The sequence below is a fragment of the Rhizobium sp. BK049 genome, assembly GCF_014193135.1.
Taxonomy (GTDB): domain Bacteria; phylum Pseudomonadota; class Alphaproteobacteria; order Rhizobiales; family Rhizobiaceae; genus Rhizobium.
The window spans coordinates 18201-38023 of record NZ_JACHYV010000004.1; the positions used below are offsets into that span (position 1 = coordinate 18201).

The 19823-nt window shown below is 60.9% G+C and carries 17 protein-coding genes; 5 read left to right on the top strand and 12 right to left on the bottom strand.

The annotated features are described in order from the left end of the window. Positions 1-150: 150 nt before the first annotated feature. Positions 151-1524 (bottom strand): PleD family two-component system response regulator, encoded by a 1374-nt coding sequence (locus tag FHT70_RS05295; RefSeq protein ID WP_183699426.1) that lies wholly within the window; start codon positions 1522-1524, stop codon positions 151-153. 18 nt (positions 1525-1542) lie between these two features. Next, on the bottom strand, positions 1543-1914 hold the full coding sequence (locus FHT70_RS05300) for a response regulator (protein ID WP_003547430.1): 372 nt from the start codon (positions 1912-1914) through the stop codon (positions 1543-1545). A 133-nt stretch (positions 1915-2047) separates the two neighbouring features. Here FHT70_RS05300 and FHT70_RS05305 point away from each other — a divergent pair, with 133 nt between their 5' ends. Then, positions 2048-2356 carry a DUF3572 domain-containing protein gene (locus tag FHT70_RS05305; RefSeq protein WP_183699427.1) on the top strand — a complete coding sequence of 103 codons (309 nt, stop codon included), beginning with the start codon at positions 2048-2050 and terminating at the stop codon, positions 2354-2356. Further along, positions 2353-3027: a hypothetical protein gene (locus tag FHT70_RS05310; RefSeq protein ID WP_183699700.1), complete on the top strand. Its 675-nt coding sequence runs from the start codon at positions 2353-2355 to the stop codon at positions 3025-3027. The genes FHT70_RS05305 and FHT70_RS05310 overlap by 4 nt, the downstream gene beginning before the upstream one ends. Here the strand turns inward: FHT70_RS05310 and FHT70_RS05315 are convergent. After that, entirely contained in the window at positions 3002-3589 is a 588-nt protein-coding gene (locus tag FHT70_RS05315; protein WP_183699428.1) for a GNAT family N-acetyltransferase, read from the bottom strand. The genes FHT70_RS05310 and FHT70_RS05315 overlap by 26 nt on opposite strands. A 76-nt stretch (positions 3590-3665) precedes the next feature. On the opposite strand from FHT70_RS05315, the gene FHT70_RS05320 reads away from it, so the two are divergent. Both FHT70_RS05320 and FHT70_RS05325 read left to right on the top strand, forming a co-directional pair. Further along, the gene (locus FHT70_RS05320) at positions 3666-4958 is read left to right on the top strand and encodes a DNA polymerase IV (protein ID WP_097598355.1); all 1293 of its coding nucleotides are present in this window, start codon (positions 3666-3668) and stop codon (positions 4956-4958) included. A gap of 225 nt (positions 4959-5183) precedes the next feature. Then, the gene (locus FHT70_RS05325) at positions 5184-6440 is read left to right on the top strand and encodes a L,D-transpeptidase family protein (protein ID WP_183699430.1); all 1257 of its coding nucleotides are present in this window, start codon (positions 5184-5186) and stop codon (positions 6438-6440) included. A gap of 37 nt (positions 6441-6477) precedes the next feature. Here FHT70_RS05325 and dnaE read toward each other — a convergent pair whose 3' ends face one another. Next, positions 6478-9975: a DNA polymerase III subunit alpha gene (dnaE, locus tag FHT70_RS05330; RefSeq protein WP_183699432.1), complete on the bottom strand. Its 3498-nt coding sequence runs from the start codon at positions 9973-9975 to the stop codon at positions 6478-6480. Positions 9976-10488: 513 nt separating this feature from the next. On the opposite strand from dnaE, the gene FHT70_RS05335 reads away from it, so the two are divergent. Beyond that, complete coding sequence (locus FHT70_RS05335) at positions 10489-10953, top strand: DUF5680 domain-containing protein (RefSeq protein WP_183699433.1); 465 nt, start codon at positions 10489-10491, stop codon at positions 10951-10953. Between the two features lie 192 nt (positions 10954-11145). On the opposite strand, the gene FHT70_RS05340 is transcribed toward FHT70_RS05335, so the two are convergent. The 8 genes from FHT70_RS05340 to nuoN all read right to left on the bottom strand — a co-directional run bounded on the left by FHT70_RS05340 (position 11146) and on the right by nuoN (position 19821). Further along, on the bottom strand, positions 11146-11829 hold the full coding sequence (locus FHT70_RS05340; RefSeq protein ID WP_097598359.1) for an ABC transporter ATP-binding protein: 684 nt from the start codon (positions 11827-11829) through the stop codon (positions 11146-11148). Between the two features lie 14 nt (positions 11830-11843). Beyond that, complete coding sequence (locus FHT70_RS05345; RefSeq protein ID WP_183699435.1) at positions 11844-13151, bottom strand: lipoprotein-releasing ABC transporter permease subunit; 1308 nt, start codon at positions 13149-13151, stop codon at positions 11844-11846. A gap of 15 nt (positions 13152-13166) precedes the next feature. Continuing rightward, entirely contained in the window at positions 13167-14489 is a 1323-nt protein-coding gene (proS, locus tag FHT70_RS05350) for a proline--tRNA ligase (protein ID WP_097598361.1), read from the bottom strand. A gap of 588 nt (positions 14490-15077) precedes the next feature. Beyond that, entirely contained in the window at positions 15078-15353 is a 276-nt protein-coding gene (locus FHT70_RS05355; protein WP_020921013.1) for a DUF1467 family protein, read from the bottom strand. 163 nt (positions 15354-15516) lie between these two features. Then, positions 15517-15921, bottom strand: a complete 405-nt coding sequence (mce, locus tag FHT70_RS05360; protein WP_097598362.1) for a methylmalonyl-CoA epimerase — start codon at positions 15919-15921, stop codon at positions 15517-15519. 2 nt (positions 15922-15923) lie between these two features. After that, on the bottom strand, positions 15924-17594 hold the full coding sequence (locus FHT70_RS05365) for a ribonuclease J (protein ID WP_097598363.1): 1671 nt from the start codon (positions 17592-17594) through the stop codon (positions 15924-15926). A gap of 17 nt (positions 17595-17611) precedes the next feature. Next, complete coding sequence (locus FHT70_RS05370; protein WP_183699438.1) at positions 17612-18376, bottom strand: biotin--[acetyl-CoA-carboxylase] ligase; 765 nt, start codon at positions 18374-18376, stop codon at positions 17612-17614. Beyond that, a complete protein-coding gene (gene nuoN, locus FHT70_RS05375) occupies positions 18376-19821 on the bottom strand; it encodes an NADH-quinone oxidoreductase subunit NuoN (RefSeq protein ID WP_183699440.1) in 1446 nt (481 codons plus the stop codon). The genes FHT70_RS05370 and nuoN overlap by 1 nt, the downstream gene beginning before the upstream one ends. Between the last annotated feature and the right edge of the window lie 2 nt (positions 19822-19823).

A 19823-nucleotide genomic window follows, 5' to 3' on the forward strand; every position in this document is an offset into this window, starting at 1 on the left:
CTATCCACAGCAACGCCGGGAGTCCATTTTTGGGCTACCGGGCTGCTAAATTTGGGCCTGCGTCGCACAGGCGAAAGTTAAAAATCGGTAACAAATCGCTTACCGCTGTGGAAAACCGCAAATGGCGCGTATGGCGTCCGAAGTGATTCGTCAGGCAGCCGCTGCGACCACGCGATTGCGGCCGGTATTCTTGGCCTGGTAAAGAGCCAGATCGGCCTGCTTCATCAGTTGGTCCGGCGTCAGCACCGCGCCGAAGCGCGAGGCGATGCCGAAGGACGCAGTGACGGCCAGGGCTTCACTTGAGCGCTTCAGCATGAAGGGAGCGCTTTCGACAGCCGCGCGCAGGCGCTCGGCGACGGCTGCGGCAACTTCAGGCGAGGTGTCCGGCATCACCACGACGAATTCCTCCCCGCCGTAACGGCAGGCGAGGTCGGCGCCGCGGATAGTTGAACGGACGCGGTTTGCGAATTCGCGCAGCACTTCGTCGCCGCCGTCATGGCCGTATGTGTCGTTCACCTGCTTGAAACGGTCGATATCGGTGATCAGCACCGAAAGCGGCCGGCCCCGCGCCATCGACCGGTTGAAGAGCACGTTCAGGTGATTGTCGAGATAACGTCTGTTGTAAAGACCAGTCAGTGGATCGGTCACGGCAAGCTCGATCGTCTGCTTGACGCTGGCGCGCAGACGATCGTTATAACGCTTGCGACGGATCTGAGTCAGGCTGCGGGCGACGAGTTCGTTGGGATCGACGGGGCGGATGATGTAGTCGTTGACGCCGAGATCAAGCGCGCGGACGACCATGTCGTCGGTGCCCTGCTCGGTGATGATCAGGATCGGGAGGAAGCGTGTGCGCTCCAACGAGCGCAGTTGCGAGCAGAGCCGAAGCGGATCATAATCGTCGAAATTGGCATTGACGATGACGAGATCGAACGCGTTCTCGGCCGCCTCGAAGAGGGCGGCCTGCGGATCGGAGAGCGCAAGCACATCGGCGATGGGCTTCAGCGCCCTGACGATGCGCTCTTGAGAATTGGCGCGGCCGTCGACCAATAGCACCTGGCCGGCCTCGTCGCCACGGCCTTCGGCTGCCCGCATGAGGTCGCCCATGCCCATCGTATGAGCGGTGTCGGCGCGGATGCGCAGTTCGTCGCTCAACGTCTTCAGCCGCAGCAGGCTCTTCACCCGCGAGATCAACTGCAGATCATTGACCGGCTTGGTGAGAAAATCGTCGGCGCCGGCCTTCAGACCGCGTACCCGATCGGCCGGCTGGTCGAGTGCGGTGACCATGACGACTGGAATATGGGCGGTTTTCTGACTGGCCTTCAGCCGCTCGCAGACCTCGAAGCCATCAATACCGGGCATCATGATGTCGAGCAGGATCAGGTCGACCTGATTGCGCTCGCAGATCGCCAGCGCTTCGTGACCGTCGGCCGCGGTCATCACGTCGAAATACTCCGCGAGCAGCCGCGCTTCAAGCAGCTTCACGTTGGCTGGAATATCGTCAACCACCAGTATTCGCGCGGTCATAAGTTTCTTTCCGATGCGTCAGGCATCGCCCAGATAGGTCTTGATCGTCTCGATGAACTTCGGAACCGAGATCGGTTTGGAAACATAGGCCTCGCAGCCACCCTGGCGGATCCGCTCCTCGTCGCCCTTCATCGCGAAAGCCGTGACGGCGATCACGGGAATCACATGCAGTTCGTCGTCTTCCTTCAGCCATTTGGTGACTTCGAGGCCGGAGACCTCGGGAAGCTGGATATCCATGAGGATGAGGTCGGGGCGATGCTTGCGCGCCAGATCGAGCGCCTCCATGCCGTTTCTCGTCTGAATCGTGGTATAGCCGGACGCCTCGATCAGGTCGCGAAAGAGCTTCATGTTGAGCTCGTTATCTTCTACAATCATTACCTGTTTGGGCATGACAAGCTGTCCCTACGTCCGTTCGCGCAGTCGTTCGTCCCATGAGAAATGCACATGCGGATGAATAGCTCCGTGAAACCGATAGCGCACGCTAGCGGTATTTGGTTGAAGAAAAGGTAACTTACCCCTCGAAATGCAAAGCAACTTCAAGACTTCGAAACAACAGGCGGCCGACCCGCACGAGACGGCCATCGCCGTGCTCGGCTGGCTTGCCGCCGATCCCGACATCTTCGGCCGCTTCCTCGCACTCACCGGCGTGGCGCCCGAGCAGGTGCGCAACGCAGTCAACGATCCGGGCTTCCTCTCAGGCATGATGGACTTCCTGATGAACCACGAACCGACGGCGATGGCCTTCTGCACGGCGAGTGGCCTCAGCCCGGAGACGGTGACGGCCGCCTGGCGGCATTTCTCCTCGCCGGGGCTCGATTCGGGAGAATACTGAGCGTGACAGAGTTCGATGTTTCGCACATCCGGCTCGGCGAGCGGCCGCTGATCGTCTGCGACGTCGACGATGTCGTGCTGCGGTTCATCGACCCCTTCCAGCTTTTTCTTCAGAGCCAAGGTCACGCGTTTCTGCCGCGCTCGTTCAAGCTTCACGGCAACATCGTCTCGAAAGTGGACGGCACGGAGATCGGGGACCAGCAGGTCAGCCGGTTGATCGAGGAATTCTTCGAGGCGCAGGAGCTGTGGCAGACGCCGCTCGACCGCGTAGTCGAAACGCTCGACCGGCTTTCGCGGGAGGCCGATGTCCTGTTTCTGACGGCCATGCAGCCGCGGTTCCAGGAGCAGCGCCGTCGCCTGCTCGACAGGATGGGTCTGCTCTTTCCGCTGCTTGCCAGCGAAGAGCCCAAGGGGCCGATCGTCCACGCCTTGCATGCCAGCCGCTCCCTTCCCGTTGCCTTTATCGACGATATGGCGCGCAATCTGCATTCCGTCAGGGATCACGTCCCCAATTGCCTGCTCATTCACCTGATGCCGGATTCGCCCGTCCATCGTTTCGCTCCGGCGGCAGCCGACGACATCACCCGCGCCACCGATTGGGCGCATGCGGCCGAGCTGATCGAGGCCCACTTCCTTTCCGGCACAATCAACCGCGGAGTTCCAGCCGCATGAGCGGACGGCCGTCCTTGCGTCTGGCAATCGTCTCGAAACCGGCTGCCTCGAAGATTGCCGTCGAACCGATGCAGAGCGTCACCGATTTCGACTGCTTCGCATGATCGATCGGGCAGGCTTCGAGCAGCCGCGCGCCCTGGCGCCGGGCATGGTCGATCGCGCCGGCGAGCAGGCGATGACTTAATCCGCTGCCGCGCAGTTTCGGCAGCAGGAAGAAGCAGCTGACAGCCCAGATAGAGGGATCACGCGCATCATCCTCCTCCAGCGGCCGCGAGACGGTGCGCGGTGAATTGAACTGCGGCACGTCGTGGCGCGGCCCGACCTGCACCCAGGCGACCGGTCCGCCATCGGCATAACAGATGATCCCCGGCGGCGGCCCGGCCCCGATCCGTTCGCGCATATGCGCCTTGCGCTCGTCGGCCGTCATCGTCGTCCTCACCGCATGCGGCAAGCGCAGCGCGACACACCAGCAATTATAAAAAGCGCCCTGCGGGCCGAACAGAGTCTCGAAGTCGCCCCACCGGTCTGCCGTCACCGGCTCGACACGAAGATCTTTATCCAAAGGCAAAGCTCCCGTCCTCTCTTGTGACTCATAAGCTTAAGGCGTAGTGTCGCGCCGTTCAACCTTTGTTCTCACCATGACGCCCGCGCCTGACAAGACACCCGGCTTCTGTCGCGACTGCCTTGCCGAGCAGAAGGGTGAGGCGCGTCGTTGCCTATCCTGCGGCAGCCCGCGTCTGGTGCGCCATCGCGAGCTCTATCGACTGACACTTGCGCATATCGATTGCGACGCCTTCTACGCGGCGGTCGAGAAGCGTGACAATCCCGAACTTGCCGACAAGCCGGTCATCATCGGCGGCGGCAAACGCGGTGTCGTCTCCACTGCCTGCTATATCGCCCGTATCCACGGCGTGCGTTCGGCGATGCCGATGTTCAAAGCGCTGGAGGCATGCCCTCAGGCCATCGTCATACGCCCGGACATGGAAAAATATGTCCGGGTCGGGCGCCAGGTGCGCGCACTGATGCAGGAGCTGACACCGCTGGTGCAGCCGCTGTCGATCGACGAAGCCTTCCTGGAGCTGGGCGGCACGGAGAGACTGCATCACGATCCACCGGCGCGTACGCTCGCCAAATTCGCTCGCCGCATCGAAAAGGAAATCGGCATTACCGTATCGGTCGGGCTTTCCTATTGCAAATTCCTCGCCAAGGTCGCTTCCGACCTGCAGAAGCCGCGCGGCTTTTCCGTCGTCGGCCGTGAAGAAGCGGTGGAATTTCTGGCGCCGCGTCCCGTCACCACCATCTGGGGCGTCGGCAAGGCCTTTGCTGCGACGCTGGAGGCGGACGGCATCCGCACCATCGGCCAGCTACAGCAGATGGAGGAGAATGACCTGATGCGCCGCTACGGCAGTATCGGCCAGCGCCTTGCGCGGCTCTCGCGCGGCATCGACGACCGCGAGGTGCATCTCAACGACGCCGCCAAGAGCGTTTCGGCCGAAACGACCTTCTTCGACGACATCTCGCGCCACGACGATCTGGTGCCGATCCTGCGCAACCTTTCCGAAAAGGTTTCCTGGCGGCTGAAGAAAAACGATATCGCCGGCCGGACGGTGGTGCTGAAGATGAAGAGCGCCGACTTCAAGACGCGCACCCGCAACCGCAAGCTCGAGGACCCGACCCAGCTTGCCGACAGGATCTTCCGCATCGGGCTCGAACTTCTCGAAAAGGAAACGGACGGTACGAAATTCCGCCTGATCGGCATCGGCGTCACCGATCTCGGCGATGCCACCCGCGCCGATCCGCCCGATCTGATCGACCGGCAGTCAGGCCGGCGGGCGGCGGCCGAAGCGGCGATGGACAAGCTGCGCGACAAGTTCGGCAAGAATACGGTCGAAACCGGCTACACCTTCGGCAGCGGCAAGCGCGATCACTAGAACATCTCGCGGTGCGCGCTTGTTAGAGATGCAAAATAAAAGCAATACCTTAGACCAAACAGATCAAACTTTGATTCATCCGGCATGCTTTGCCTTTTATGTATGCGTGTCGTCAGCGCGGAACCGCTGCACCGTTCCGGGCAAGCCGATGAGTCCGGGGTTTAAAATCTTCCTTAAACTTCGTCTCATAATGTGCCGGGCCAGTATTGCGTATGGTTGGGTATCATGTTCTCGCGTCTCGTCTTCGGCCTCGGCTTGCTGTCGGCCACCGCACTCGTGCACCCTGCTCTTGCCGCGGATGCACGCACGCTGCAGATCTTCGTCTCGAAGAACAAGCAGTCGCTTGTGGTTTATGACGGCACCGACGTCGTCGCGACCTCGAAGGTCTCGACCGGCAAGGACGGCCATACGACTCCGAGCGGCATTTTCTCGGTGCTCGAAAAGCAGAAATACCACGAATCCAACCTCTATTCGGCCGCCCCGATGCCGTTCATGCAACGGCTGACATGGTCCGGCATCGCGCTGCACGAATCCAATTCCGTGCCGCGTTATCCCGCCTCGCACGGCTGCGTACGCATGCCCGGCGCCTTCGCAAAAATGCTCTACCGAATGACCGAGCCCGGCATTCCCGTCATCATCAGCGACGACGAATTGGTGCCGCAGCCGATCGACCATCCGAACCTTTTCCGCCCCGATGCGCCGGCAGCGATGCCGCTCCTTTCGGATGTCGAGCTGCGGCCCTCCATCCCCGTCAGTCCCGGGACACCGGTGCAGGTGGCGATGAACGACACCGCCGCAATGCCGATGCCGGCGGCATCGCCGGTTACCGCGCCGGAGGTCCGGCCGCCGTCCGAGCCGATCAGCATGCTCGTCACGCGGCGAACGCTGCGCGAAACGGTGATCGACATTCAAACGCTACTCAATCAGCTCGGCTTTTCCGCCGGCAGTCCGGACGGGCTGCTCGGTCCGTCGACCGTGCAGGCGATCAACGCCTTCAAGATGCTGCGGCCGACGGAATTTGCCGGCGACAGGAGCCTGGTCTCCGACAGACTTCTCACATCGGTCTATTCCGCAGCCGGCAAGGGCGAGCCTCCGAACGGCGTCATCATGGTGCGGCAGGCCTTCAAGCCGATTTTCGAAGCGCCGGTAACGATCGCCGATCCGGGATTGGCGCTCGGCACGCATTTTTTCACGCTGCATGCGGTCGATGAACAGGCCGGAACGGCGGACTGGTTCGGCGTCACACTTAGCAACAACCTCTCCCGCGAGACGATGAAACGACTCGGCATCACCAGCCAGGAAAGCTCCATTGTCATGGGCAAGCCGATTGGCCTTTCGCTGAGCCGCATCACGATCCCCGACGAGGCCCGCCGCAGGATCGACGCACTGATCGCGCCCGGCTCGACGCTGACGATCTCCGACACCGGCCTTGGCCGGGAAACCGGCGAAGGCACGGATTTCATCACGATCACCCGTGGGTGACGAGATCAACGGGGTCGATCAGGATCAACTGGGTTGATCAGACAAGCTCGACGTCAACGACGCCGGGGGCGGCGCGAAGAGCGGCAGCAATCTCGGGGGTGATGCGGTATTTCTCCGGCAGCGCCACTTCCACCTCGCGTTTGCCCCCCTCCTTGATGACAATGAAGGAAACCAGACCGTCACCCTTAGCATTCAGATGGCCGGCAACCATCTTCAGCGGCCCGGAATCGCGGACATAAACGCGCAGCGCCTTCTGCATCTGCAGCGACTTTTCCTCAAGCGACTGGATCGTCTGGATGCGAAGACCGATACCTTCCGGCCGCTCCTCACCGGTTGCTGTCAGCAGGAAGGATGTTCCGGACTCGAGCACGTCGCGATACTGGTTCAGCATCTCCGAAAACAGCACCGCCTCGAACTGGCCTGAAGAATCGGAAAAGACGATGATGCCCATCTTGTTGCCGGTGCGGGTCTTGCGCTCCTGCTTGGAGATGACCGTTCCGGCAAGGCGTGCATTGGCGGCGCCCTGTTTGATCGCCGCTGAAAACTCGGCGAAAGTCTGCACACGCATCTTCTGCAGGATGTTGTTGTAGGAATCGAGCGGGTGGGCCGTCAGATAGAAGCCCAGCACCTGGAACTCCTTGAGCAGCCGCTCCGATGCCAGCCAGGGTGAATAGGGCGGCAAGGAGATCTTCTCCGGGCCCGAGTTTAGTGCGCTGCCGAAAATGTCCGATTGGCCGCTCAGCTTGTTTTCCTGGGCGCGCTGGGCATAACCGAGGATGCGGTCGAGGCCGGCGGAAAGCTGGGCGCGGTCGGTGCCGAAACAATCGAAGGCGCCGGCATAGATCAGGCTTTCGAGCACGCGACGATTCACCTGGCGCGGATCGATGCGCAGACAGAAATCCTCGATGCTGGCAAAAGGCTTGTCGCCGCGCACCTCGACGATGTGGTCGACGGCGGATTCGCCGACGCCCTTCAAAGCGGCGAGCGCATAATAGATGCGGTTGTCGCCGGTCTCGAAATGTCGGAAGGATGTCTGCACCGAGGGCGCAATCACCTCAATGCCCAAGCGCTTGGCGTCCTGCCGGAAATCATTGACCTTTTCCGTATTCGACATGTCGAGCGTCATCGAGGCGGCGAGGAACTCGACCGGATAATGCGCCTTCATATAGGCCGTCTGGTAGGAGACGATGGCGTAGGCGGCGGCGTGCGACTTGTTGAAGCCGTAGTTCGCAAACTTCGCCAAGAGTTCGAAGATGTTGTCGGCCTGCGGCTTCGAGACGCCGTTCTTGACCGCGCCGACGACGAAGCGTTCGCGCTGCTGGTCCATCTCCGCCTTGATCTTCTTACCCATGGCGCGGCGCAGAAGGTCGGCTTCGCCAAGCGAATAGCCCGACAGGACCTGGGCGATCTGCATCACCTGTTCCTGATAGACGATAACGCCCTGCGTTTCCTTGAGCAGGTGATCGATCATCGGATGGATCGATTCCAGCTCTTCGTCGCCATGCTTGCGAGCATTGTAGGTCGGAATGTTTTCCATCGGGCCCGGACGGTAGAGCGCCACCAGCGCGATGATGTCCTCGATGCAGTCCGGCTTCATGCCGATCAGCGCCTTGCGCATGCCGGCACTTTCCACCTGGAACACGCCGACCGTCTCGCCGCGCGACAGCATCTCGTAGGTCGGTTTGTCGTCGAGAGGAATGGCCGCAAGATCGACTTTGATGCCGCGCTTGGCGACGAAATCGACGGCGACCTTCAGCACCGTCAGCGTCTTCAGGCCGAGAAAGTCAAACTTGACGAGGCCGGCCTGCTCCACCCATTTCATGTTGAACTGGGTGACCGGCATGTCGGAGCGCGGATCGCGATACATAGGCACCAGCTTGGACAGCGGCCGATCGCCGATGACGATACCGGCGGCATGCGTCGAGGCGTGGCGATAAAGCCCTTCGATCTTCTGGGCAATGTCGAGCAGGCGCGCCACCACCGGTTCCTTCGCCGCCTCCTCCTGCAGCTTCGGCTCCTCTTCGATCGCTTTAGAGAGCGGCGTCGGATTGGCCGGATTGTTCGGCACGAGTTTGCAGATCTTGTCGACCTGACCATAGGGCATTTCCAGCACGCGGCCGACGTCGCGAAGTGCGGCGCGCGCCTGCAGCGAACCGAAGGTGATGATCTGCGCCACCTGCTCGCGCCCATATTTCGCCTGGACGTAACGGATCACCTCTTCGCGACGGTCCTGGCAGAAGTCGATGTCGAAGTCAGGCATCGAGACGCGTTCCGGATTGAGGAAGCGCTCGAAGAGCAGCGAGAAGCGCAGCGGGTCGACGTCGGTGATGGTCAATGCATAGGCGACCAGCGAACCGGCGCCCGAACCGCGACCGGGACCGACGGGAATATCATGCTGCTTGGCCCACTTGATGAAGTCGGAAACGATCAGGAAGTAACCCGGGAAGCGCATGCGCTCGATAACGCTGAGCTCGAACTCCAACCGCTCACGATAATCCTTTTCCTCGTAACCCCGCGACATGCCGAGCGTGGCAAGCCGCATGTCCAGCCCTTCCACCGCCTGGCGGCGCAATTCGCCCGCCTCGGCGCGTTCGGCCTCCTCGGCATCGTCGGTGGCGCCAGTGAAGCGCGGCAGGATCGGCTTTCTTGTCTTCAACACGAAGGAGCAGCGCCTGGCGATCTCGATCGTGTTCTCAAGCGCTTCCGGCAGGTCGGCAAAGAGCTTGGCCATCTCGGCCCGGCTCTTCAGGTAGTGATCTGGCGTCAGGCGAAAGCGACTGTCGTCGGAGACGATGGCGTTATGCGCAACCGCCATCAGCGCATCATGGGCGTCGTAATCGTCGCGGGTCGGAAAGAAGGCCTCGTTCGTGGCGACGAGCGGCAGGTCATGCGTGTAGGCAAGCCTGACGATCTTCTGCTCGTGCCGCTTGTCGTAGGTGCCGTGCCGCTGCAGTTCGACATAGAGTCTGTCGCCGAAGAGACGCTTCAGCGTGAGCAGCCGGGCTTCCGCCTGGCCGGGATGACCTTCCCTGACAGCCGCGTCGACCGGTCCGGTCAGGGCGCCGGTCAAGGCGATCAGACCTTCCGTGCCTGCCTCTTCCAGCCAGGAGGCTCTGACATGTATGGCCTGGTTGCTATCGCCGCCGAGATAGGCGCGGCTGACGAGATCGACCAGCCTTTCGTAACCGGCCTCCGTCGCGGCAAGTAGAACGATCGATGGCAGCTTGATCAGGGCCTGCTGACCGCCGCGCTTCTCACTTTCCAATCCGTCTTCCATGTCGATGGAGACCTGGCAGCCGATGATCGGCTGCAGGCCCTCGTCCATTGCCTTCTGGGAGAATTCAAGGGCGACGAACAGATTGTTGGTATCGGTAATGGCGATCGCCGGCTGACTATCGCCGGTCGCCTTATAGAGGATCTTCTTCAGAGGCAGCGCGCCCTCAAGAAGCGAGTAGGCGGAGTGGACCCTCAAGTGGATGAAGCCCGGCGTGCCGCCGATCGCCTCACCCGTTGAACCCTTTTCCGTGTCCGCCATGAAATGCCTTCCCAATCAGCCGAAATGAATCGGATGCATTGTCGGCATTGAGGGCAATGATGTCCAGAAGAAGACCCGCATGCGAACCGCATGACTGCCATGCGATCCCCTGAAAACTTTAGATCGCGATGACGATCAGCGAGAAGCTGGCAACGAACATTGCGATGGAGGTGAATGCTGCGATATCACGGATCATGTCAGTCATCTGGCTCTCCTTTACTCGTTATGTTTTTAATTTGTTCCATCTATGTTCCGATGTCAACAGGAATCTTTTCCTTCGCGCTTGCGTTTGGAACTGCCTGCCCCGGACTGCGAATCGAACCTCGCCCTCAGCGCTGGCTTTGAACACGCTCCGCGACCGGCTCGACATCGCCGGCCGAACGGATCCGTACGGCGCACCCGATGTCTGATGCACCTGCGCCCAGGCGATCGGGCGATGCCCACTCTTTTGTTCTTCTTATGTTCTCATCGTTCTGCTATATCCGTATCAGATGAGGCAGGAGGAAGATGATAATGCTCGACACCGTGATGCTGAAGGACTTCATCGTAGAGGCGAAGGCCGCGACCTATGTCGGCGGTGGTGTGCCTCGCCCGCCCTGCCGGCCGGGCGCTCACGATATCGGCTACGAGCGCGGCGACTGGTCCTATCTGGACAGCTACTTCGGCGGCACCGACTTCGCCGGACAGGAAGTGGTTTGGTTTGCCGGCGAACCCGTCTGGGCGATGAATTATTTCGGCTGCGTTGTCGCGCCTGATCTGATCGACGGCAGTGCCGCCGGAACGGTAATCAAGGCAGCGCTGTCGGCAATGTATCGGGAGGGCCGCTTTCTTGGCGGAATGGAATTCGATCATCCGTTCGGCCGCTATGTCGACCACAGCGACGGCGGCTGTGCGCGCTTCAGCGGCCAGGAATGCGTCATGGTCGATGGCCGGAAGGCCTATGTGCTCGATTATCGCGGTGGGCTGGTTATCCCCTGATGTCCGACCAGGAGGTCGGCGAGATCAGCCCCTCATCCGCCTGCCGGCACCTTTTCCCCGCTTGCGGGGCGAAGGGATATGGCCGCGACCCCTCCGTTCCCCACCTACCTCTCGCTGGGCAAGTCCCCTCGCCCCGTTTACGGGGAGAGGGTTAGGGTGAGGTGGTCAACCAAACAGCCATGGATAGCCGTCTCAAAAGTCGACGATCTTGCCGTCCGAAATCGTGACGCGCCGATCCATGCGGCCGGCAAGTTCATGGTTGTGGGTGGCGATGAGGGCGGCAAGGCCGGATTGGCGCACCAGCGCCTCCAGCGCATCGAAGACGTAGCTTGCCGTTTCCGGATCCAGATTGCCGGTCGGCTCGTCGGCAAGAAGCAGCGTCGGCGCATTGGCGACGGCGCGAGCGATCGCGACGCGCTGCTGTTCGCCGCCGGAAAGTTCAGCCGGGCGATGCGAACCGCGATGGCCGATGCGCATATAATCGAGAAGCTGGCCGGCTCGCTCCCGGGCCTCCTTCCAGGACAGGCCGGCGATCAGCTGCGGCATCATGATGTTCTCAAGCGCGGAAAATTCCGGCAGGAGGTGATGGAACTGATAGACGAAGCCGATCTCGCGTCGGCGGATCGCCGTGCGCTTCTCATCGGAAAGGCCATCGCAGGCAAGGCCGTTAATGGTAACCTCGCCCCCGTCGGGATGCTCGAGCAGGCCTGCGACATGCAGCAGGGTCGACTTGCCTGTGCCGGAGGGGGCGACAAGGGCGACGATTTCCCCTTTAGACAGCGAGAAATCCGCACCCTTCAGGATCGTGAGCAGCGTATCGCCCTGCCCGTAATGGCGCTCGACGCCGGTAAGCTTGAGGACGACGTTGCGGTTCATGAATGCGGCATTCCTTATTCGTAGCGCAGGGCCTGCACCGGATCGAGCCTGGAGGCGCGCCATGCCGGGAAGATGGTGGCGATGAAGGAGAGGCTGAGCGCCATGACGACCACCGAGATCGTTTCGCTGATATCCATCTCGGCCGGCAGCTGGCTGAGGAAATAGACCTGCGGATTGAAGATCACCGTGCCGGAGATCCAGGAGAAGAACTGGCGGATGGATTCGATATTGACGCAGACGAGAACGCCGAGCAGCACACCGGCAAGGGTACCGACGATGCCGATCGCCGCCCCTGTCATGAAGAAGATGCGCATGATGGCGCCGGCGCTGGCGCCCATGGTGCGCAGGATGGCGATATCGCTGCCCTTGTCCTTCACCAGCATGATGAGGCCGGAGATGATGTTGAGCGCCGCCACGAGCACGATCAGCGTCAGGATCATGAACATGACGTTGCGCTCGACCTGGAGTGCGGAGAAGAAGGTCTGGTTGCGCTGACGCCAGTCGGTAAGGTTGATCTGGCGGCCGGCCGCCTCCTCGACCTTGGATCTCAGGGTGTCGTCGATATCGTCGGGATGATCGACGAAGAGCTCGATCGACTGCACAAGCCCGGCGGCATTGAAGTAGAGCTGCGCTTCCTCCAGCGGCATGAAGATGATCGAGGAATCGTATTCCGACATGCCGATCTCGAACAGGCCGGAAATCTTATAGGATTTGACGCGCGGATTGACGCCCATCGGCGTGATGTCGCCTTCCGGCGAGGTCAGGGTAATGAGGTCGCCAACGCGCAGACCCAGCTGATCGGCCATGCGGGTGCCGATCAGCACGCCCTCGCCAGAGGCATAGCCCACCATGTCGCCGGATTTGATGTTGTCGGAGATTGTCTTGAGTTTCGTCAGGTCTTCGGCGCGGGCGCCGCGCACCAAAGCGCCGGTGCTGCCGCCAGCCTGAGCGGAAGCAAGCACCTGCCCTTCGACCAGGGGCAGCGCCATCTTGACGCCCGGCACCGCCGCGAGTTTGGCGGTCAGGTCGGGGTAATCGGTAAAGGGGCCATCGACCGGCTGCACGATCATATGACCGTTGATGCCGAGGATGCGCGAGACGAGTTCGGTGCGAAAGCCGTTCATGACGGCCATGACGATGATCAGCGTCGCAACGCCGAGCATGATGCCGACGAAGGAGAAGCCGGCGATCACCGAAATGAAGGCCTCCTTGCGGCGGGCGCGCAGATAGCGCCACGCCACGAGGCGCTCAAAGGTGGAAAATGGCTTGCCAGCCGGACCCAAGCCGGATTTTGAACTCCGGTCCACTGCTGCCTCTGCCATTTCGCCTCCGTTTCCTTAAGCCACGAACCTGTTGATCGCCGCTTCGATGGTCATCGTTTCACGGGCGCCGGTCTTGCGGTCCTTCACTTCGACCTCGCCGTTCGCGACCGCACGCGGGCCGGCGATGATCTGGACAGGTACGCCGATCAGGTCGGCGGTCGCGAACTTCGTGCCGGCCCGGTCGTCGGTGTCGTCATAGAGCACATCCTTGCCGGCCTTTTTCAGCGCGGCGTAGATCAGCTCACAAGTATCGTCGCAGGCCTCATCGCCCGCCTTCATGTTGATGACGACGACATCGAAGGGTGCGACCGATGCCGGCCAGATGATTCCGTTGTCATCATGCGATGCTTCGATGATGGCGGGAACAAGGCGTGTCGGACCGATACCGTAGGAACCCATGTGGACGAAGTGTTCCTTGCCGTCGGGCCCCTGGACTTTCGCGCCCATCGGCTCGGAATATTTCGTGCCGAAGTAGAAGATATGGCCAACCTCGATGCCGCGGGCGGAAAGGCGCTCGGCTTCGGGAACGGCGTTGAAGGCAGCCTCGTCGTGCATTTCCGAGGTGGCCGCGTAGAGCGAGGTCCACTTGTCGAAGATCGCCTTCAGGCCTTCGACGCTGTCGAAATCAGTGTTTTCGCCGGGAATATCGAAACCGACGAAGTCCTTATGGCAGAAGACTTCGGATTCGCCGGTATCGGCGAGGATGATGAATTCATGGCTGAGATTGCCGCCGATCGGGCCGGTATCCGCGCGCATAGGGATCGCGCGAAGGCCAAGCCGATCGAATGTTCTGAGATAGGCGGCGAACATCTTATTATAAGAATGCTCCGCCCCTTCGCGCGTCAGATCGAAGGAATAAGCGTCTTTCATCATAAATTCGCGCGAGCGCATGGTGCCGAAGCGAGGCCGGATCTCGTCACGGAACTTCAGCTGGATGTGATAGAGATTGAGCGGCAGGTCCTTGTAGGATTTGACGGAGGAGCGGAAAATATCCGTCACCATCTCCTCGTTGGTGGGGCCGTAGAGCATCGGCCGGTCCTGGCGATCCTTGATGCGCAGCATCTCCTTGCCATAGGCATCATAACGGCCGCTTTCCTGCCAGAGCTCGGCCGATTGCAGGGTCGGCATCGAAAGCTCAATGGCGCCGGCGCGGTTCTGCTCCTCGCGGATAATGGCGTTGACTTTGTCGAGCACACGCTTGCCGAGCGGCAACCAGGAATAGATGCCCTGAGACTGCTGGCGGATCATGCCGGCGCGCAGCATCAACCGATGGGAGACGATTTCCGCCTCCTTGGGGTTTTCCTTAAGGATGGGCAAGAAGTAGCGAGACAGACGCATGGCGATTCCGGAGCAGTTGAGATCCCACTGGCGAGCGGAATCGAAGATACTTGTGAATGTGGGAGCGTTCATAGCCGCTTCGCGGCGGGAAGGAAACCCGCAACCGCTGTCGGCCGCCTCCCGGACACGCATGTTCGCACCCGCAAAATGAAAGGGCGTAAAAAAGCGCGTGTTTATAAGGACTTGAACGAAAATCTTGTCAACAGAAAAATTTTGCTAGGGTGTAGCAAAAATGCAAAAAAAGCTAATGACAAAGCCCAATCTTTGAGCTAGCTTTAGCTCACAAAACAGGCAGGAAGCTAAATTCTTGCTGTACTCGCGGTCAAGTCTTGGGAGGATCAGATCTTAGGCGCGCTCGTCGCAGCCCCGGCAACGGTTACAGATCACGCGATACTTAAAACAAGGCTTCTGGCCTTGTTTTTTTTTGGCTTTTCGCCCTCTCCTCCCATTCAAGCTCCAGACGGCTCCCGTAAGGGAAGCCTCTCATTCCGTTAGGCGAGCTCTCTGACGCGCCAGCATGACGCCAATATGCGAGCTCGATTTCCATGATAAGATTTGCATATGCTCAAACTTTGAGCAAAAGCTATCTCAATAGAAGCTAGGCCCGAGTTGTGGAAGGGCGTCGAAGCCCCAGCCGAAATAGGTGTCGCAGACATACCAAATGCCATAGATCAGCGCCGAGATCAGCGTCGTCAGCGAAAAGACGAAGGCGGCGCGAAAGCGGGTGGGCGCGCTTGGCACGGTGCCGAGCACGATATCGTCGTCTTCCGCCTGGGTGCGCAGCCCGATCGGCAGAACGGCGAACAGCGTCATCCACCAGATGATGAAGTAGACGGCGAATCCCTGAAGGAAGGTCTGGAGCATTATCTTTCCCGGTGGTTTCTTGCCGACAGAACGCGTGAAGCGCAGTGCCGCTTGGAACTGGCGCACTTATACGGCGGAATAGCGTGCAACTCAAAGCGAAGGAAACATTTCGCCTTCTTTGGGTCATTCTGCCGCAGCGAAACCGTGTCCGATTGTATTTGATTTAGGCCTGTTCGAGTTCGATCAGCGTGCCGAAGAAATCCTTGGGATGCAGAAAGAGCACCGGCTTGCCATGCGCGCCGGTCTTCGGCTGGCCGTTGCCAAGCACCCGCGCGCCGGCGGCCACCAGCCGGTCACGGGCGAGGATGATATCGTCCACCTCGTAACAGATATGATGCATGCCGCCGGACGGGTTCTTTTCGAGGAAGGTTGCGATCGGCGAGTCCTGCCCGAGCGGCTGCAGCAATTCCACCTTGGTGTTCGGCAACTCGACGAAGACGACGGTGACCCCGTGTTCCGGCAGAGGCTGCGGCTCAGATACCGCGGCCCCCAGCATGTCGCGATAAGCGGCCGTCGCCGCTGCGAGGTCGGGAACGGCGATGGCGATATGATTCACTCGGCCGAGCATGGTCAGACCTTGGTGACGAAGGCGGTGACAACGGGCTTTTTGCCCCAGGCGTGATTTGCGGCTGCGCGGATGGCACGGCGCACGGCCTCCTGCAGCATGTCGATATCCTTGCGGCGGGCACGCGGAATGCTTTCGATGGCGCTGATCGCCGCATCGTAGAGCGTATCCTCCATCTCCTCGCCTTCGTCATCATAAACCGGCAGGCCGATCGAGACGAGGTCGGGATCGCCGAGGATGTCATAACGCCCGTCGAGCACGATGCTGACCGCGACATGGCCGACATAGGAGAGTTTCTTGCGCTCGCCGATACCCATTTCGTCGAAATCGCCGATCAGCAGGCCATCCTTGTAGATCCGGCCATGCGGCGCTTCCGCGATCACCTCGACCGGGCCTGGCGCCAGCCGCAGGATATCGCCATTGCGCACCCGCGGCACGATCGCGATGCCGGACTGCTCGGCCAGTTCCTTATGCGCCGTCAGATGCGTCGCCTCGCCATGCACCGGCACGACGATTTTCGGCCGGGTCCACTCATACATCCGCTGTAACTCGTTGCGGCGCGGATGGCCGGAGACGTGGACGAGCGCCTCGGTATCGGTGATGATATGCACGCCCTGCTCGACGAGGCCGTTCTTGATGTCCTGAATCGCCTTCTCGTTGCCGGGAATGGCACGCGAAGAAAAGACGACGATATCACCTGCCGCAAAGGCCACATTGCGCATCTCGTCACGGGAGAGCTTGGCAAGGGCCGCCCGCGCCTCACCCTGGCTACCGGTCAAGATGACGACGACCTTGTCGCGCGGGATATAGCCGTACTCCTCCTCGGAAATGAAAGGTTTGACCCCTTCCATCAGGCCGATGTCACTAGCGACATCGACGACGCGCTTCAGCGAACTGCCGAGCAGCAGCACTTCGCGGCCGGCCGCCTCGGCAGCCTCGGCTACGGTGCGAATACGCCCGACATTGGACGAGAAGGTCGTGATCGCCACCCGGCCCTCGGCATCCTCGATGATCTTGCGCAGGCTTTCCGACACATCCTTCTCGGAGGGTGAAACGCCGTCGCGCAGGGCGTTGGTGGAATCGCACATCAGCGCCAGCACACCCTCGTCGCCAAGCTGGCGGAAGCGTGTCTCATCGGTCAGAGGCCCGAGCGAAGGCTCGTGGTCGATCTTCCAGTCCCCCGTATGGATGATGTTGCCGGCCGGCGTGCGGATCATCAGCGACATCGGCTCCGGGATCGAATGGTTGACGGCCACACCTTCGATGCTGAACGGGCCGACATTGATCGTGTCGCCTGCCTTGAACGGCGTCACCGGCACTTCGCCGATCGTTGCCTTCTCGAAGTTGCGTTTGGCTTCAAGCAGACCCGATGTAAAGGCCGAGGCGAAAACCGGAACATTGAGGCCCGGCCAGAGATCGGCGAGTGCCCCGTAATGGTCTTCATGGGCATGGGTGATGATGATTGCCTTGAGATTCTTTCGCTCGCTGGCAAGGAAGCGGATATCGGGCAGCACGAGGTCGACACCCGGCAAGTCAGGTCCGGGAAAAGTAACGCCGCAATCGACCATGATCCACTGGCGATGCTCGGGCGGGCCGTAGCCGTAAAGGGCAAGATTCATCCCGATCTCGCCGACGCCGCCCAGAGGCAGGAATACCAATTCGTCCTGTTTCGCCATAATTTTCGTTTTTTCCGCTATCTAAAAAACACATCACCGGCGGCAATAGACATGATCGTGCCAGCGCCGGTATCGAGCATCAACAAGCCATTATCATCAATCCCGGCGAATTGTCCGGAAATCGACCGGTCCGGTAAATTGACCGTGATCTTTTCCCCGATGCCACAGGCAATGGCGCGCCAGCGCGCGGTGATCTCGGCAATGCCGCGGCCCTGATCCCATATTTCGAGCACATCCGCCATCGCCACGAAAAGGTGGGCGAAAAGTTCCTCCGGCGCAGCCGCGCTCGCATGCTGGCGCAGGCAGGTGACGGGATAGAGCGGATTGTCCGGCATGACCGAGACATTGATGCCGATGCCAACGATCAGCGCATAACGGCCATCCGGCAGCCCCTCGCCTTCGACCAGGATGCCGCAGGTTTTCTTTCTGCCGATGAGAATATCGTTCGGCCATTTGACCTCAAGCGGTTCGCCGCCAGGGGGCAGTACCCTGCGGATGGCCTGGTGAACGGCAACGGCAACCGCCAGCGGCAGCGAGCCGAGGCGCTCCATCGGCGCCGGGTCGATCAGCAGAAGAGACGCGTAGAGATTGCCGCGTTCGGAAACCCAGAGCCTGCCGCGACGGCCGCGGCCGCCGGTCTGCCTCTCGGCCGTCACCCAGAGATTGCCGGGATCCCCCGCCCGGGCTCGGGCGAGGCATTCGCTGTTGGTGGACGATGTTTCCGACAGAGCCTCATGCCTGATATCGCCGAGCGATATCCGGCGTCGTCCGTCGGAGGCCATCAAAAGAGCGTCGCGGCGGCAAGCTCTGCCGCGCCACCGATCGGGCCGCCGATGAGCACATAGGCGGTGACGAAGAGACCGGAGAGACCGAAGACCAGACGCAGGGCGCTGGAGACACGGGCGAATTCCCCGGTCGCTTCATCGAACCACATCAGCTTGATGACGCGCAGATAATAATAGGCGCCGACGACCGAGGCGAGAACGCCGATGATGGCAAGCGCATAAAGCTTGGCTTCGATCGCAGCAACGAAGACGAAGTATTTAGCGAAGAATCCGGCGAGCGGCGGAATGCCGGCGAGCGAGAACATCAGCGCCGTCAGCACCACAGCCATGAACGGGCTGGTTGTGGAAAGGCCGGCGAGATCGTTGACGTTTTCGACGACGGTGCCGTCCTTGCGGCGCATCGACATGATGATCGCGAAGGTGCCGAGCGTCATGATCATGTAAATGACCATGTAAAGCATGACGCCGGAAACGCCGGTCTGGTTGCCGGCGGCAAGGCCGACCAGCGCATAGCCCATGTGGCCGATCGAAGAATAGGCCATCAGCCGCTTGATGTTCTTTTGGCCGATCGCGGCAAAGGAGCCGAGCAGCATCGAAGCGATGGAGATGAAGACGACGACCTGCTGCCAGTCGGCCAGGACCGGCTGAAAGGCGGTGATGACCATGCGTGTCATCATCGCCATAGCGGCAACCTTGGGGGCTGCGGCGAGGAAGGCGGTAACCGGCGTCGGCGCGCCTTCATAAACGTCCGGCGTCCACATGTGGAAGGGAACGGCCGAGATCTTAAAGGCGATGCCGGCGAGGATGAAGACCAGGCCGAAGATGAGGCCGAGCGAACGCGCGCCTTCAACCGAAAGCGCCTGGGCGATCTCGGCGAAATGGGTATGGCCGGTGAAGCCGTAGACCAGCGACATGCCGTAGAGCAGCATGCCGGAGGACAGCGCGCCGAGGACGAAATATTTGAGGCCGGCTTCGGTCGACTTCAGGCTGTCGCGGTTGATCGCGGCGACGACGTAAAGCGCCAGCGACTGCAGTTCCAGCGCGAGATAGAGCGAGATCAGGTCGTTGGCCGAGATCATCAGCAGGATGCCGAGGGTCGCAAGCACCAGCAGAACCGGGAACTCGAACTTGTCGAGCTGATTTTCGCGGGCATGCCCCATGGTCATGAACAGGGCGACCAGCGAACCGATGAGCGCCACCAGCTTCATGAAGCGCGAGAAGCCGTCAGCCATATAGACGCCGCCGAAGGCGAGGCCTTCCGCCGGCACAAAGAGCAGCCACAGACCGGATGCGAGCAGCAGGACGATGGCAAGGCCGGTGACGGCAAGGCCCGACCGCTCGCCTGAGAAGACGCCGACCATCAACAGGACCAGGGCGCCGACCGCGAGGATGAGCTCCGGCGCGGAAAGATGCAGACTGAGGAGAATTGTTTCAGCGGTCATGT